At 34.8% G+C, this 13,751-nt stretch carries 25 protein-coding genes and 2 pseudogenes; all 27 read left to right on the top strand.

Features of this window, described 5'->3' with window-relative positions:
* Nucleotides 1-681, top strand: coding sequence for a 3D domain-containing protein (locus MHI33_RS11705; RefSeq protein ID WP_340911407.1), 681 nt, complete (start codon nt 1-3; stop codon nt 679-681).
* A 17-nt stretch (nt 682-698) separates the two neighbouring features.
* The gene (locus MHI33_RS11700; protein ID WP_161792794.1) at nt 699-854 is read left to right on the top strand and encodes a hypothetical protein; all 156 of its coding nucleotides are present in this window, start codon (nt 699-701) and stop codon (nt 852-854) included.
* Nucleotides 855-858: 4 nt separating this feature from the next.
* Nucleotides 859-1,020 carry a hypothetical protein gene (locus tag MHI33_RS11695; protein ID WP_340911403.1) on the top strand — a complete coding sequence of 54 codons (162 nt, stop codon included), beginning with the start codon at nt 859-861 and terminating at the stop codon, nt 1,018-1,020.
* The gene (locus MHI33_RS11690) at nt 1,017-1,523 is read left to right on the top strand and encodes a hypothetical protein (protein WP_340911401.1); all 507 of its coding nucleotides are present in this window, start codon (nt 1,017-1,019) and stop codon (nt 1,521-1,523) included. The genes MHI33_RS11695 and MHI33_RS11690 overlap by 4 nt, the downstream gene beginning before the upstream one ends.
* On the top strand, nt 1,520-2,041 hold the full coding sequence (locus MHI33_RS11685; protein WP_340911400.1) for a 5' nucleotidase, NT5C type: 522 nt from the start codon (nt 1,520-1,522) through the stop codon (nt 2,039-2,041). The genes MHI33_RS11690 and MHI33_RS11685 overlap by 4 nt, the downstream gene beginning before the upstream one ends.
* Nucleotides 2,042-2,086: 45 nt before the next feature.
* Nucleotides 2,087-2,884 (top strand): DNA-methyltransferase, encoded by a 798-nt coding sequence (locus MHI33_RS11680; RefSeq protein ID WP_340911398.1) that lies wholly within the window; start codon nt 2,087-2,089, stop codon nt 2,882-2,884.
* A 29-nt stretch (nt 2,885-2,913) separates the two neighbouring features.
* Nucleotides 2,914-3,123: a hypothetical protein gene (locus MHI33_RS11675; RefSeq protein WP_340911396.1), complete on the top strand. Its 210-nt coding sequence runs from the start codon at nt 2,914-2,916 to the stop codon at nt 3,121-3,123.
* Nucleotides 3,120-3,491 carry a hypothetical protein gene (locus MHI33_RS11670; RefSeq protein ID WP_340911393.1) on the top strand — a complete coding sequence of 124 codons (372 nt, stop codon included), beginning with the start codon at nt 3,120-3,122 and terminating at the stop codon, nt 3,489-3,491. The genes MHI33_RS11675 and MHI33_RS11670 overlap by 4 nt, the downstream gene beginning before the upstream one ends.
* 14 nt (nt 3,492-3,505) lie before the next feature.
* Nucleotides 3,506-3,823: a hypothetical protein gene (locus MHI33_RS11665; protein ID WP_340911390.1), complete on the top strand. Its 318-nt coding sequence runs from the start codon at nt 3,506-3,508 to the stop codon at nt 3,821-3,823.
* Nucleotides 3,824-4,535: 712 nt separating this feature from the next.
* On the top strand, nt 4,536-4,763 hold the full coding sequence (locus tag MHI33_RS11660; RefSeq protein WP_340911387.1) for a hypothetical protein: 228 nt from the start codon (nt 4,536-4,538) through the stop codon (nt 4,761-4,763).
* Nucleotides 4,764-4,919: 156 nt separating this feature from the next.
* Nucleotides 4,920-5,198 (top strand): hypothetical protein, encoded by a 279-nt coding sequence (locus tag MHI33_RS11655; RefSeq protein ID WP_340911384.1) that lies wholly within the window; start codon nt 4,920-4,922, stop codon nt 5,196-5,198.
* 137 nt (nt 5,199-5,335) lie between these two features.
* Nucleotides 5,336-5,524, top strand: coding sequence for a hypothetical protein (locus MHI33_RS11650; protein ID WP_340911382.1), 189 nt, complete (start codon nt 5,336-5,338; stop codon nt 5,522-5,524).
* Nucleotides 5,525-5,561: 37 nt separating this feature from the next.
* Nucleotides 5,562-5,897, top strand: coding sequence for a hypothetical protein (locus tag MHI33_RS11645; RefSeq protein ID WP_340911380.1), 336 nt, complete (start codon nt 5,562-5,564; stop codon nt 5,895-5,897).
* 41 nt (nt 5,898-5,938) lie between these two features.
* Entirely contained in the window at nt 5,939-6,130 is a 192-nt protein-coding gene (locus tag MHI33_RS11640; RefSeq protein ID WP_340911378.1) for a hypothetical protein, read from the top strand.
* A 34-nt stretch (nt 6,131-6,164) separates the two neighbouring features.
* Nucleotides 6,165-6,377 (top strand): DUF1653 domain-containing protein, encoded by a 213-nt coding sequence (locus MHI33_RS11635; protein WP_340911376.1) that lies wholly within the window; start codon nt 6,165-6,167, stop codon nt 6,375-6,377.
* A complete protein-coding gene (locus MHI33_RS11630; protein ID WP_340911373.1) occupies nt 6,370-6,504 on the top strand; it encodes a hypothetical protein in 135 nt (44 codons plus the stop codon). The genes MHI33_RS11635 and MHI33_RS11630 overlap by 8 nt, the downstream gene beginning before the upstream one ends.
* Nucleotides 6,505-6,840: 336 nt before the next feature.
* A complete protein-coding gene (locus MHI33_RS11625; RefSeq protein ID WP_340911371.1) occupies nt 6,841-7,107 on the top strand; it encodes a hypothetical protein in 267 nt (88 codons plus the stop codon).
* A gap of 39 nt (nt 7,108-7,146) precedes the next feature.
* Nucleotides 7,147-7,503 carry an antitoxin endoai gene (locus MHI33_RS11620; RefSeq protein WP_340911368.1) on the top strand — a complete coding sequence of 119 codons (357 nt, stop codon included), beginning with the start codon at nt 7,147-7,149 and terminating at the stop codon, nt 7,501-7,503.
* Nucleotides 7,503-7,889 (top strand): class Ib ribonucleoside-diphosphate reductase assembly flavoprotein NrdI, encoded by a 387-nt coding sequence (gene nrdI / locus MHI33_RS11615; protein WP_340911366.1) that lies wholly within the window; start codon nt 7,503-7,505, stop codon nt 7,887-7,889. Before MHI33_RS11620 ends, nrdI begins: the two co-directional genes overlap by 1 nt.
* Nucleotides 7,867-8,589, top strand: a pseudogene (locus MHI33_RS11610) (ribonucleotide reductase N-terminal alpha domain-containing protein); the annotation flags it as partial. The gene nrdI and the pseudogene MHI33_RS11610, both read left to right, overlap by 23 nt.
* Nucleotides 8,590-8,690: 101 nt before the next feature.
* Nucleotides 8,691-9,374 (top strand): HNH endonuclease, encoded by a 684-nt coding sequence (locus tag MHI33_RS11605; RefSeq protein WP_340911363.1) that lies wholly within the window; start codon nt 8,691-8,693, stop codon nt 9,372-9,374.
* A 154-nt stretch (nt 9,375-9,528) separates the two neighbouring features.
* Nucleotides 9,529-10,908, top strand: a pseudogene (locus MHI33_RS11600) (ribonucleoside-diphosphate reductase subunit alpha); the annotation flags it as partial.
* Between the two features lie 217 nt (nt 10,909-11,125).
* Entirely contained in the window at nt 11,126-11,308 is a 183-nt protein-coding gene (locus MHI33_RS11595; protein WP_340911360.1) for a hypothetical protein, read from the top strand.
* A 180-nt stretch (nt 11,309-11,488) separates the two neighbouring features.
* Entirely contained in the window at nt 11,489-12,466 is a 978-nt protein-coding gene (gene nrdF / locus MHI33_RS11590; protein ID WP_340911358.1) for a class 1b ribonucleoside-diphosphate reductase subunit beta, read from the top strand.
* A gap of 88 nt (nt 12,467-12,554) precedes the next feature.
* Nucleotides 12,555-12,686: a hypothetical protein gene (locus MHI33_RS11585; RefSeq protein WP_340911355.1), complete on the top strand. Its 132-nt coding sequence runs from the start codon at nt 12,555-12,557 to the stop codon at nt 12,684-12,686.
* 167 nt (nt 12,687-12,853) lie between these two features.
* On the top strand, nt 12,854-13,276 hold the full coding sequence (locus tag MHI33_RS11580) for a hypothetical protein (protein WP_340911352.1): 423 nt from the start codon (nt 12,854-12,856) through the stop codon (nt 13,274-13,276).
* Nucleotides 13,277-13,309: 33 nt separating this feature from the next.
* Nucleotides 13,310-13,738, top strand: a complete 429-nt coding sequence (locus tag MHI33_RS11575) for a dUTP diphosphatase (protein WP_340911349.1) — start codon at nt 13,310-13,312, stop codon at nt 13,736-13,738.
* The last annotated feature ends 13 nt before the right edge of the window (nt 13,739-13,751 follow it).

Raw genomic sequence — 13,751 nt, 5'->3', positions numbered from 1 at the left:
ATGAGAATTATCAAAAAACTTGTAGACAAAACTACAAATAACATATATTATAAAGTTAACTCGAAGGTCTTGATAATTTTAACAGGGTGGCTACTAACATTCTCGTTTATTAAGATGGAAATGAGTTTAATTAGAGACAGACCGAATGAAAAGGTAAGCAGGACAAGGTTGGTTGAGGATTTGCCAATGAGGCATATCGAGCTTCATGCTCCCTTGCCTAAACAAGAAAGCAAAAAAGAAACAATTAAGAAGTTACAAAAGAAATATCTGAAGGTTAAAGTTGAACCAGTTCCAGAGAAAGTGAAAAATGTAAAAAAGAAGAAAGGAGATAAAAATGTCCAAGAAGCAAAGAATGCGGTGGAACAAAAGAGTCAAACACGCAAAATGGTTGTTACAGCTTACACCAATGGATACGAAAGCACAGGAAAGCATCCAGGGCAATCTGAATATGGTACAACTGCAAGCGGTGTAACTACAAGGCACGGTGTTACAATTGCTTGCCCACCATATATGGAATTTGGAACAAAACTATACATAGAAAATGTCGGCTTAAGAGTATGTCAGGATAGAGGTGGAGACATAAAAGGAAATAGATTGGATGTCTTCATTGAAAATCTTCAAAAGGCTAGAGAGTTTGGGAGAAAAACATTGATTGTCAAAGAAATCAAAAATAATACATAAAGAAGAGAGTGACTTGATTGAGCAAGCTTACTTTAGGACAAAGAGTTCTTACTTTATACGGGGAAGGCACAGTAGTGGAAGTACATAAGAACAATCAATATGGAGTTGCTGATGATGAATATAACTTGGTGGAGATTTACGACAGAGATGAATTAGCTCAATTAAGGGGGTGAAGTCATGTTTGAGGTAAAAGACATTGTTACAGTCAATCACAATAAAGAAGTTGCAAAAGTAGTGACAGTTAACGCAAGATATTCGCAAATCGAAGTTCAGTATAGTGACGGCTCATATGAAGTTATGGGGTTTCACAAAGTAACAAAACAGGAGGATGATAAATGATAATCATTTTAGAAGGATGTGATTGCTGCTACAAATCGACAGTGGCAAAGCAGTTGTCAAAAAAGTTAGATTACAAGGTACAACGGGGTTCATCATTTGAATTAGCAAATAGAAGTCAAGATAGCCTATTTGATTATTGCTTTGGGCTAACAGAACACGACAACTTGATCATTGATAGATACATATATTCCAACCTTGTTTATGCAACCAAATTCCCTGGTAATACAAAGCTCACACATGGGCAAGTAAGCAATATCGAGAACAAATTACTGAGTAAGGCCAAGTTAATCTATCTGTATGCAAGACCTGAAGTAATTAAAGAAAGGATTCTTAGCAGAGGAGATGATCAGGTTAACACGAAAGACATTGAACCAATTGTGGAACTCTATAATGAAGTGATACCAAAGTCAAAATTACATACATATTCGTTTGATACAGAGATTTATGACAGCGATGAAATTGTTGAGGACATTATCTACTTGGTCAGTGAGGAAGGCTCATGAAAAGAAAAGTAATTGCAATTGATATGGATGATGTACTAGCAGATTTCTTACCAGCTTGGGTAAAAGCAATAAACGAACATGATGATCCTACTTTAAAATGTGAAAACATAAAGTCTTGGAACATCCTAGATTATGTGAATACAAACAATGATGTGTTTAGGCATTTAACGTATGACTTTTTTAACGGTTTATCAGTTAAGAAAGACAGTCAGAGAGTTGTTAAGAATTTATGTGATTTCTACGAGGTGTTTGTTGTTACTACTGCAACAGCACATCCAGAATCATTAAAAGCTAAATTAGAATGGCTGCAGGAACACTTTCCATTTATATCATATGACCATGTTGTTCTATGTGGAAATAAAAAGATAATCAAAGCTGATTACATGATTGATGATGGAATACATAATTTAGAGACATTTGAAGGTGTGGGCATAGTGTTTGATGCTCCTCATAATGAAAATGATAACAGATTTGTCCGTGTTAAGAATTGGCCAGAAATTGGATTTAAATTGCTTTAAAATATCTCTTTTAAAGAGAATATTTGAAAAAGAGGGAGAGATTAAGTGAAAGTTAGTGAGCGGAACATTACTATACAGAAAAATAGAATTTATCAAATGGATTGCCTAGAGGGTATGAAGCTAATTCCTGACAAATCAATTGACATGATTTTATGTGACTTACCTTATGGGACAACTAAATGTAAATGGGGTGAAATTATTCCATTTAAGCCATTGTGGGATCAATATGAACGAATTATTAAAGATAATGGTGCAATTGTATTAACAGCAGCACAACCTTTTACAAGTTCTTTGGTATCAAGCAATTTGAAACTGTTCAGATATTCTTTGGTATGGGAAAAGAGTAAGAGCAGCGGATTTCTTAACGCTAAAAGAATGCCGTTGAGATCCCATGAAGAAATTCTAGTATTCTATAAAAAATTGCCTACATATAATCCCCAGAAAACAACTGGGCATAAACCAGCTAATACATATACAAAACATACAAACGATGGAACAAATTACGGTAAAACTAAGCAAGGAATTGCAGGTGGTGGCCAAACTGATAGATACCCAACCAGCGTTTGGAAGATTCCTGTAATGAATAATGATGATCCAAGAAAATTTCACCCAACACAAAAACCGATTGAGTTATATGAAAGAATTATCAAAACATTTTCAAACCAAAATCAACTAGTATTAGACAATTGCAGTGGAGCGGGTACTATTGCTATTGCTTGTATTAACACAGGTAGAAATTACATAGGTTTTGAGTGGAATGAAGAATGCCCAGAGCAATATTATAACCCCTCAGTACAGTGGATTAAGAACCACATTGATATGAATCGTAATACAATAACATAAATTACATACATTGGATAGGAAGGTGAAATATGAACAAATACGAACATATGATTTCAGAGTTTAAAAAAAGTATTGAAGATTATAGGAAAGCACTAGCTGAAGGGAAAAACGTTAATCCGAAAAAGTACATTGAGTTCTTGGCAAAAGAAATTGAAGCGATGAATTCGATGAGTAATACATATCAAGAAGGCATTAATTTAATTATTGAAGACATGAAAAAACTTGGTATAGGAAAATGAAGAGTATCCTAGAACAAGTCAATTCATTGAAGGTCATACATATTGATTTAAGAAACCATGCGATTTACGTTAAACAAAATGAGCAAGTTAACAAAATACTGCATACGTTGGTTAAGGAAATGACTGTAGAAGAATACATACATAGCTTTAGTAAAGATGATTTAATCGATCTAATACCTGCTGTAATTGGTACTGGTCTAGCAGATGGATATAAACAAGAGGAAGGCTTTGTATCTAAGACAAAACAGTTCTACATGCAGCAGTGTTACGAGTTGAACAATAGAATTGAACACCTTGAGAATATGATTGTGTCACTTGGCGGGCATCCTAAAATGCAAATTGTTGATAAGAATAATCTAATCCACTAGAGAGGAAGAAAGGAATGAAATTTAAAATTGGACAGAGTGTTCTGATTTCATCAAGAGGTGTTGTTGGTAAAGTTGTTAAGGCAACACGCCATGTATCAATTGAAAAAGGCAAAGAATTGTGGGTAATCAAATATAAGGTTGAAGTGAATGGGCTTATGTACGCCCAAGAGTTTGATGAATCATTACTTACATATGAAGATAAAGAATTTAGAAAGATTAAAACTGCTGAGGTAAATTCACTCATTGATCTAGCATTAGACACAACAGATCGAAAATGGTTTGGCGAATTAGTTCAACAAAGAAAAACTTTAGAAGAAGGGTTAGTGGAGTAGATAGAGAATTATTTTAGAGTATTATGGAACGGAACAAGAGTTCCAAAGAAGTTTGATACCAAAGTAAAAGCAGAAGTGTTTGTTAGACGCAGGAAAGGATTCACCTGTGAGATACAAGAACGTACATACGATAATAAGTTTATAGACAGTTGGACGTACCATATTCCATTGCATTAAGGCGGTGAAACAATTCTGAGAGAACGAGAAAAAGCGAGAATAGTAGATGAATTGGAGGTCGTACATAGCAATCTGGATTATATACATACGACTTTGGAAGAAGCAGCTTCAATTGACCATGAAACATGGAAATTAATTGAGCCTAGGATTACTAAGTCATGGGTATTATTAGAGGAAATAAAGAAGAACATAGGATCACAATAAATTAAAAATAACATACAAAAAGTATTGAACAAAATACAAATTACATATATAATCAATGTAACACCTAAGGAGAAACAATGGACTACATATGCGAGATTTGTAACGAAGGGGTTGAGAAATACCCCTTATGTTTAAGATTAACAGAAGAAAATGCAAAAAGCATGGAAGACAGAATTGAGTTCAATTGCTGCAGTAAATGCGCTGATGATTTGGGAAAGAGTATTCGTGAGAAATGTGAGGGGATGAATGTAAAGAAAACCTTAAAAGCACTTGGGATTGATCATATTAAGCCATATAAAGATTAAAACTAACGGAAAAGGGAGAGAGTTGAATGTCAAAAGTTAAATTTACAGGAAAAGTGGGAACTAAGAGAATGAATTTTATGAAAGAAGGTTGTAAGGAACTGCACTCTGCATACTACACAACTGTTGAAACCACCTGCGGGCAAAAACTTACCGTAAAGGATGCGGAAGCTCCTTTTGGATTAATGGAGGGCTCTACTCGTTCTGAAGCAATTAAAAAAGGAAAACAGTTTTTAGAACAAGTGGGTTTAACATAAAAACAAATTTTTAAAAAGCGTGCAAACTGTGAATTGGAATGTTTGTACTTGCTATCCTGGGAGAAGTATTTAAATAAAATTCAAGTTTTATAGAGAATGAAAGAGGTGAAAAACATGCCAGTTAAATTATATGGATTTGGACATGGAGCATGAAGAATGAAGTTTAATATTTTAGAAGAAGATAAGATGAGAAAACTTGGATTTACTGATCATGCCAAAACACGTTGGTATTTATGTAAACGACTGAAGGATAATATTACTTTCAATCTAATAATCTCAAAGAAGTCTTCACAGGGAGTTATTGATATCTTAGATGAACTTTGTCTTCAACCTTATCCATACGAGACAATGCAAAATGAAGCGTCTACGATTGTTAAGAAAGGTGTAGATGAAGTCATTGACAAGCTTAAAAAGGCAGGTGTGATAGTTGAGTAAGTTTGATAAGAAATTCTGGTTAACATTAATTAAATGGTCATTAGCTGCATTCTTAGCAGGATACCTGGTTGGTTTTCTGCTGCCTACTACAGTTTTATCAAAATAAAATACAAATTACATACATTTAGGGGGTTGGAATGAATAATAAATACTGGTTAATCAATATTGAAGACATGGATAAGTATACATCTGACGATCAAAAGCAGCAACTTGGTCAAATACTCCAAGATATTGTAGAGGGAAGAAAGAATGATGGTAAAAAAGACCGTTGTAACTTATGGGAGACCAAACAAACCTTATTTAAAGGTGGGGAATTATTTAATTAAAAGTTTTATTTTATACAACAAAGAAGGGACTAATTAGTTGGAGAAGAATACGATATTCATTTTGGACATATATAGTCAGGCATATCATTTAGTTAACGAGTACATGCTCAGTGACTTTTGTAGTAATTTCAATGCGCCTTTAGATAGTTACTTAGCTTTTCGCTTGAGGGACAGAATTGAATTTGATGACATGGAATTAAACGGTGAGCAAATATATTATGTATTTAAAATAGGGGATGATGGAATAAGTAACGCAGATGTTTTTCATAAAGAATTGCCCCAACAATATATTGCACAAATAAAAGAAAATAATTTAAAACTGATTGTCTTTCCAAAAATAATGACATTGGACTTGAAAAAATATACATCATGAAATAAAAGGATGATTTCAATGAGAAAAGGAGGAAATTCTAAATGGCCTATGACGAATATAAAGGAAAGCTAAGTAAACCCAAAGTAAGTGATGTAATTAAAGCGCTACAAGATCAACTTGATTTTTTCGGAGATACACCAGTTAGCTTTTGGATTGATGGGGAAGAAACAAGTGACGAGATTCAACTAGATCCATATAAAAATGCACTTGTGTTAAATATAGAGGAAGCATAAGGAGGAGAATCAAATAGAAACATTTGATCATATCATGTGTGACTTTAAACACTATAAGGGTGGAACCTATAAGCTCGTTGGAGAAGTCATTCATACAGAAACAGAAGAAGAGCTTGCTGTTTACCACGATATGGACGGTACTCTATGGGCAAGACCTAAAGAGATGTTCTTCGGAAAAGTAGTTGTTGATGGAAAAGAGATAGACAGGTTCACAAAAATAAAAAAAGAGGATGATGAAAATGAATAAAAAATTCGGGCTTTATTGTATGGGAACACTCGTTAATACTTATGATGACGCTCTTGAGGCTCACAATGATGCTGTATATGCTCAAGAAGAAAGTGGAGTTCCACATGAAGTGAGAGAAATTAAGTAACTGGTAAGGCGATATAAAGGTATGAAGATGACTTTAGTCATCTCCCAACCCAAATATCTCAAAACAGCTTTACTTTCTTTTAGCCTTTGCTTGAGAGAGAACTGATCCAGCTAAACTCTTAGCTGTCTTACTTGAAGATTTAGAATTAAGTACTTTAGAAGCTTTAGTTGCAAGCTTTGAAGATGAAACTCTTCTGCTGCTAGACTTTGCCAAGGAAATCACCGCCTATCGTGGGAAAGTATGTTCTATTTAACTAAATATAGTATACAGTAATCTTGATAGAATACAAGATGTTGATTTGATTTTAAATTTAATTATAAAAATGGAGGAATATATATGAAATTTTTTGAAGTGAGTAACCCTTATTATGCATTAATTAAAGCAAATACAAAAGAAAAGGCTATGGAACTTTATACAAAGGATTCTGCTGCTGATGAAGGGGATTTAGCTAATGAATTGACTGAAGTTGGTGCGCTTTATGCTGCTATGAGATATGGGAGAGCACCAGGAGAAGACAAAAATTTGGTGTCACTTAAAGAGGTGCTAGAAGATATGACTAACGATGAAGAAATGGTATTGCTTACTGATGGAGATTTACTATAAAATCACAGTTTCATATAAATAAAAATTGGGGGAAATACAATGGGAGCTGTAAAGAAATTAAAAAAGCCATATGTACATAGCAGACATCTGGTAGATCTTGAAGTAGTTGAAACAGCGTCAACTATTCATAATCCAGACGGTACATCGTACACCGTAGAACCTGGAGATGTCCTATCAGTTAATGAATTTGGGGAAAAGAATCTTGTGCCAGAAAATCATTTACCGTATTACTTTGAGGTGGAGAAGCTTGAGGATACCAGTTTCTATGATCGAATGGCTAGGGGCTATGAAGATATGGGGCAGATTAATCTAGAAGAAGCGAATGCGGGTCATAATGCAACTAACCGTGCAGAAATGTTAACAGCTCAATTGTTAGCAGGTAAAAATAATCTTTAATGTTAATCACATATGATACTTTGACAGGAAACGTTCAACGATTCGTTGATAAAATTACAAATAACAAGTATTTAAACGTCAAGGAAATAACTGAGGATACGATGATAACTGAACCATTCATACATATTACATACACAATCGGTTTTGGCGAGGTGCCCAAGTTGACTCAGATATTCATACATAATAACAAAGAAAAACTAAGAGGAATTTGTTCAAGTGGTAATAAGAATTGGGGCAATAATTTTGGACTAGCTGCAGATAAAATAGCAAACCAATACAGAGTTCCAATTTTGCTCAAGTTCGAATTAGCTGGCACAGATTCTGATGTAGCTAAGTTTTTACAGGAGGTTAAATTTATTGACAATCAGCGCAAACAATATTCCTAAGTGGATTCAATTAAATAACGAGATCATGATTCAGAAGGAAGGAAAGTTTCAATTTGAAAAAGACAAGGAAGCTGTAAAGAGCTACTTTATTGATTATGTGAATCAGAATATGGTTTTCTTTCATGATCTTGAGGAGAAATTGGATTATTTAAAGGAACATGATTATTACGAAGAAGAATTTTTAAGTCTATACAGCAAAGAGGATATCAAAAAGGTATTCAAGTTTGCTTACAGTTTTAAGTTTAGATTCCCATCATTCATGAGTGCGTTTAAGTTTTACAACGACTATGCACTTAAGACCAACGATAAAATGAAAATCTTAGAACGATATGAAGATCGTATCTCAATTGTTGCTTTGTTTTTGGCAAAGGGAAATACTGATAAAGCTCTAAGATATGTTGAATCCATGATTAAGCAAGAGTATCAGCCAGCCACTCCTACATTTATGAATGCTGGGAGAAAACGTAGAGGTGAAATGGTTAGCTGCTTCTTAATTGAAGTCGGAGATAGCTTGAATGACATCTCTAGAGCGATTGATATTTCCATGCAGCTTTCAAAATTAGGCGGTGGAGTAGCACTCAATTTAAGTAAGATTAGAGCTAAAGGAGAGTCAATTAAAGACATTGATAACTCTACTAAAGGTGTAGTAGGTGTTATGAAACTTTTAGATAATGCCTTCAGATATGCAGATCAGATGGGTTAAATTGGCCCCTTTCGTCAGTAATGGCGTTTGAAAAACCTCTTTAATTCATGGGAACTCCTTCTTGGCGATTGGGGTACAAAAGTCAAAGGAGGACAATCATGAGCGAAGCAAGACAACCGCATAACAAATTAGAAGTTGATGAAGATTTTATTCGCAAGCATTACCACTCTATGACTGCAAAAGAAATCGGCAATAGTCTGGGTGTATCTAGAGAGACAATTAATCACAGAGTAATAGCTATGGGCTTAAGGAAAACTCAGTTGCCGTATATTCCTGAGGAAGGAGAGATTTGCAAACCCCTTAAAGAATATGCAGGGTATGGAATTACTAATAAAAGTCGAGTGGTTAAACTAAAGAATAATACAGTTCTTAAGACTAAAATAGATTCAGATGGTTACGTCAAAGCAACAATGTTTGTAGATGGTATTCGTAAAGAAAAAAGAGTGCATAGGCTAGTGGCAGAATACTTCATTGATAACCCTAAGAATTTGCCCGTTGTAAACCATTTAGATGGTAATAAAGCTAATCCAGATATATCTAACTTGGAATGGGTAACTGTAAAGGGAAATGCTGAACATGCATCCAAGCACGGTTTGCTAAGAAAGGGAGAAGACAGCCCTAACGCAAAAATAACAAATGCACAAGCAAAAGAGATACTTCATCAATATAAACAGGGCATTACCATTAAAGAACTGAAAAAATTACATACATACGCTAGCGAATCAATCATTACAAAAATTTGTTATAGACACAGGTGGAAACACTTGGATCAAACGTCTTGAACGTGCAACGACTAGCCGAAAGGCGTAGGCTGCAAGCGATTGGCAGTCGAAACAGGAGGCATCCTTAATAGGATGAAGATATAGTCTAATCTTCGTGGTAACACGGAGCAGTCAATTGACGGGGTGTGAATAGCGAACATACCTGAATAGTCTGCAAAGACAAGGGAGCGGAGCAACATATTTAACAGTATTTCATCCTGATATTAATGATTTCTTAGATACGAAAAAAATATCAGCAGATGAAGATGTAAGAGCTAAAACGTTATCCATTGGAGTAGTTGTTCCAGATAAATTTATCGAGCTTGCTAGAGAAGATAAAGATTACTATATGTTCTATCCTCATACGGTCTATAAAGAATACGGGCAACATTTAGACGAGATGAATATCAATGAAATGTATGATGAGCTTGTAGAAAACCCAAATGTAAGAAAAACTAAGGGGAGTGCTCGAAAACTTCTTGAGAAACTGGCCATCCTTAGATACGAATCAGGTTATCCATATATTATGTTCCAAGATAATGTAAACAAGGTTCATGCGAATAACCATATTTCTCAGGTTAAATTTTCCAATCTTTGTAGCGAGGTGCTTGAGTCCTCTAAAGTATCAAAGTATACAGACTACGATCAAGAAGATGAAATTGGTTTGGATATTTCATGTAATCTAGGCTCAATGAACATCCTGAATGTCATGAATAATCAATCAATCGAGAAGACAGTTAGAACAGCAGTAGACGCTCTTACAAGGATCACTGATGCAACTAATATTGTTAATGCTCCAGCAGTTAATAAGGCAAACAAAACAATGAAATCAATTGGATTGGGACAGATGAATCTACATGGATATCTTGCTCAAAATGGTATCCCCTATGAATCAGAAGCAGCGATTGATTTTGCTAATACATATTTTATGATGGTCAATTTTTATTCTCTGAAGCGTTCAATGGAAATCGCTAAGGAAACTGGAGAAACATATTACATGTTTGAAGGATCTACGTATAAATCAGGAAGTTTTTTTGATAAGTATCTAAACATTGATTATTCACCGAAGCTTGAGAAGGTAGCGAAACTGTTTAAGGAGCAGCATATCCCTTCAATTGAAGATTGGAAACAATTAAAGAGTGATGTACAGACATATGGACTCTATCACAGTTACAGACAAGCTGTAGCACCTACTGGAAGCATCTCATATGTACAGTCATCTACCGCAGGTGTAATGCCTATCATGGAGAGAATTGAGGAAAGAACCTACGGAAACAGTAAGACTTATTATCCTATGCCTGGACTGTCTCCGAACAATTGGTTCTTATATAAAGAAGCTTATGACATGGATATGTTCAAGGTTATTGACTTAATTTCAACTATTCAAACCCATGTTGACCAAGGAATCTCATTTACATTATTCCTCAAAGACACTATGACAACACGAGATTTGAATAGAATTGATTTGTACGCACATCACAAAGGAATCAAGACTCTTTACTATGCAAGAACTAAGGATACAACACAAGAGGGTTGCCTTAGCTGCGTTGTTTAATTCTTCTTCTTAGTTTTTTGAAGAAATACTTTATTAATATCCTAAGAAGTTTTTCTAGTAGCCAACTGAATAAATCTTCAAACGGTAAATAGTTAGTCATTGCTTCGATTGAATTTAATAATAAATCTAGCATTTTTTATCACCTCATATTGTTTGTGTAATCAATATAAGGATCCAATTACTGGCTTTAACATTTATTCGTAAAAGGAGTAACAGAATGAGATATGCGTGCTTTCTAAACGGTGAGCTGTACGGAAGAGGCGACCTTGAATATATGAACGATCTTTTCCGTGATTGGGTCGTCTATTGCGAAATGTATGGAAAAGATGATGTAACTTTCAGAGTAACCACGGTTGAGAAGATGCGTGAAATAGTGGGGGAGGCAGATAAATGCGTCTAGTCCTTTTAAAGATTGTATTCATAGTATTTTGCATTCCACTTTGTGTTTTTAATCTTCTCTCTTATTGGGACGAAATGTCTAGGAATGGCATATCAGTTAGCAAAGGCGCTCTAAAACAAGAGTTTAGTGATTTTTGGATAGAACTTTGGGGATTTTTACGCAAATAAGGAGGACGATAAATTGACAAATTACACAGCTGCAGATTGGTCAAAACACGAAGACGATTTTACACAAATGTTTTACAACCAAAATGTGAAGCAGTTCTGGCTTCCTGAAGAGATCTCCTTACAAGGTGATTTGTTAGCGTGGAATATGCTTAAAGCTAATGAACAGGATACATATATGAAAGTTTTAGGTGGTTTAACATTACTTGATACTGAACAAGGAAACACAGGAATGCCTTCTATTTCAGAACATGTGAAAGGTCATCAAAGAAAAGCAGTTTTAAGTTTCATGGGCATGATGGAGAATGCAGTACACGCAAAGTCATACTCCAATATTTTCTTAACTTTAGCACCAACAGAAAAAATCAGAGAAGTGTTCGAATGGGTTAAAAATAATAAACATCTGCAAAAAAAGGCACTTATCATTGTCGACATCTACAACAATATTAAAAAGGATGATGACTTTTCCCTCTTTAAAGCAATGGTTGCTTCTGTATTTCTAGAGAGCTTCTTGTTCTATAGTGGATTCTATTACCCACTCTATTTTTATGGTCAAGGTAAACTTATGAACTCAGGAGAAATTATTAACCTCATTATTAGAGACGAAGCGATTCATGGTGCATACATCGGTATGCTTGCACAAGAAATTTACAACGAACAAGATGTGACAACACAGAAAGAATTCTATAATTTTGCAGTAGATTTATTGCAAGAATTATATGCCAATGAAGTTGAGTACACCTTTGATGTATATGATGCAGTAGGATTGACTGCAGATGTGAAAAAGTTTATTAGGTATAACGGAAATAAAGCATTAAACACTCTTGGATTTGATGGAATGTTTGACGTGGAAGAGATCAACCCAATTGTATTGAACGGACTCGATACAAAAACAAAGTCACATGACTTCTTTTCAGGTAAGGGGAATGGGTATAAGAAAGCAACAGTCGAATCACTTAAAGATGAGGATTTTGTCTTTGGAAATTTGAATTAATAAAAGAATCTAATTGGGGTCAAAAAAGCTGTATTCGATCTGTATGAAATGGTAATTTTATTGAAATATGAGAGGGGGTTGAAATGTTGTGGGAGGAGCTATTATCTTTCTACTTGGATGGTTTCTAGGAGGCGTTCAAGGAATTGCTACAGCTGTGAATGCAACGATGGAAAGAAAATCTAAAGAGAAGAATGAGCGTAAAAAGTATGAGGAGTTGTAAAAGAAGTATGAATCAGAAGAAAACTCATGAAGAACTAAAGAATCAACTCACAGCCATTGAAAAAGAAATAAGCAATCTAGGGACTATTAAGAATGAGATCAGAAAGCAATTAAACGCTGTATGTCCTCATGAAAATATATATTTGGTTGAGTCTTGGGGAAGTATGGATGACGAGATTAAATACAAGTGCCGCAATTGCTATGGATATATTACAAAAGAAGTCAGTAATGGATAGGTGGCTAATCGATGATTTAATCAATGAGAATATAGACTATCTAGCAGAAAACATGTTTTATACAGAGACAATAATGAACAGTCTGGGTATAGAGAGAGAAACTACATTTGAGAGATTATTTTATTTAGTTTCTCAATCTAAACTCGATGCTTTCTTAGTGTGGGAACAAAAAGACGGAAGCCAAGAAAAGCTAATTGCACTAAGTGAAGGCAGGAAATTCGATTTGAATGATTTTGGTGGAGAAGGACATCCACCATTGGATGAACTCTATGTAAAATTTAAAGTCAATAAAGAATATAAGGAATTCGGGGATGAGTGGAGAAAACGTAAAAAGATTCGAAATAAGAAAAGATAAATAACAAATATCACAAAGGAATGACACAGCATAATGCAAATTAAAATCAAATATCTAGACGAGACACTAACAAGAATCAGTAAAATCGAAAAAGGAGATTGGATTGATCTTCGTGCAGCAGAAGATGTTGTAATGGGAAAAGAAGAATTTAAACTTATTCCATTAGGAGTTGCGATGGAGCTACCAGAAGGATATGAAGCACACGTTGTCCCACGGGGAAGCACTTTTAAACACTTTGGGATCATTCAAACAAACTCCAAAGGAGTTATTGATGAATCATTCAAAGGAGACAATGATTTCTGGTTCTTCCCAGCTTACGCTCTACGAGACACAGAAATTAAGAAAGGTGAGCGTATCTGTCAATTTAGAATCATTGAGAAAATGCCAGAGGTTGAATTAATTGAAGTAGATCATCTAGGTAACGATGATCGTGGAGGACATGGATCAACGGGTACTAAATAAGAGTAACACTTGG

It is taken from the genome of Bacillus sp. FSL K6-2971 (assembly GCF_038006405.1).
In the GTDB taxonomy this organism is placed as follows: Bacteria; Bacillota; Bacilli; order Bacillales; family Bacillaceae; genus Bacillus; species Bacillus pumilus.
Note: the sequence above shows the minus strand (reverse complement) of the source record. Positions and strands in the feature narration are given on the sequence as shown.

What these genes read in the sequence shown, in the direction of transcription:
- MHI33_RS11580 (WP_340911352.1), top strand. Translation starts at nt 12,854, where the DNA reads ATGACGAGATTAAATACAAGTGCCGCAATTGCTATGGATATATTACAA.
- MHI33_RS11655 (WP_340911384.1), top strand. Translation starts at nt 4,920, where the DNA reads ATGAAGTTTAATATTTTAGAAGAAGATAAGATGAGAAAACTTGGATTT.
- MHI33_RS11595 (WP_340911360.1), top strand. Translation starts at nt 11,126, where the DNA reads ATGAGATATGCGTGCTTTCTAAACGGTGAGCTGTACGGAAGAGGCGAC.
- MHI33_RS11605 (WP_340911363.1), top strand. Translation starts at nt 8,691, where the DNA reads ATGAGCGAAGCAAGACAACCGCATAACAAATTAGAAGTTGATGAAGAT.
- MHI33_RS11705 (WP_340911407.1), top strand. Translation starts at nt 1, where the DNA reads ATGAGAATTATCAAAAAACTTGTAGACAAAACTACAAATAACATATAT.
- MHI33_RS11635 (WP_340911376.1), top strand. Translation starts at nt 6,165, where the DNA reads ATGTGTGACTTTAAACACTATAAGGGTGGAACCTATAAGCTCGTTGGA.
- MHI33_RS11660 (WP_340911387.1), top strand. Translation starts at nt 4,536, where the DNA reads ATGTCAAAAGTTAAATTTACAGGAAAAGTGGGAACTAAGAGAATGAAT.
- MHI33_RS11685 (WP_340911400.1), top strand. Translation starts at nt 1,520, where the DNA reads ATGAAAAGAAAAGTAATTGCAATTGATATGGATGATGTACTAGCAGAT.
- MHI33_RS11640 (WP_340911378.1), top strand. Translation starts at nt 5,939, where the DNA reads ATGGCCTATGACGAATATAAAGGAAAGCTAAGTAAACCCAAAGTAAGT.
- MHI33_RS11650 (WP_340911382.1), top strand. Translation starts at nt 5,336, where the DNA reads ATGAATAATAAATACTGGTTAATCAATATTGAAGACATGGATAAGTAT.
- MHI33_RS11695 (WP_340911403.1), top strand. Translation starts at nt 859, where the DNA reads ATGTTTGAGGTAAAAGACATTGTTACAGTCAATCACAATAAAGAAGTT.
- MHI33_RS11575 (WP_340911349.1), top strand. Translation starts at nt 13,310, where the DNA reads ATGCAAATTAAAATCAAATATCTAGACGAGACACTAACAAGAATCAGT.
- MHI33_RS11670 (WP_340911393.1), top strand. Translation starts at nt 3,120, where the DNA reads ATGAAGAGTATCCTAGAACAAGTCAATTCATTGAAGGTCATACATATT.
- MHI33_RS11690 (WP_340911401.1), top strand. Translation starts at nt 1,017, where the DNA reads ATGATAATCATTTTAGAAGGATGTGATTGCTGCTACAAATCGACAGTG.
- MHI33_RS11630 (WP_340911373.1), top strand. Translation starts at nt 6,370, where the DNA reads ATGAATAAAAAATTCGGGCTTTATTGTATGGGAACACTCGTTAATACT.
- nrdI (WP_340911366.1), top strand. Translation starts at nt 7,503, where the DNA reads ATGTTAATCACATATGATACTTTGACAGGAAACGTTCAACGATTCGTT.
- MHI33_RS11665 (WP_340911390.1), top strand. Translation starts at nt 3,506, where the DNA reads ATGAAATTTAAAATTGGACAGAGTGTTCTGATTTCATCAAGAGGTGTT.
- MHI33_RS11675 (WP_340911396.1), top strand. Translation starts at nt 2,914, where the DNA reads ATGAACAAATACGAACATATGATTTCAGAGTTTAAAAAAAGTATTGAA.
- MHI33_RS11625 (WP_340911371.1), top strand. Translation starts at nt 6,841, where the DNA reads ATGAAATTTTTTGAAGTGAGTAACCCTTATTATGCATTAATTAAAGCA.
- MHI33_RS11620 (WP_340911368.1), top strand. Translation starts at nt 7,147, where the DNA reads ATGGGAGCTGTAAAGAAATTAAAAAAGCCATATGTACATAGCAGACAT.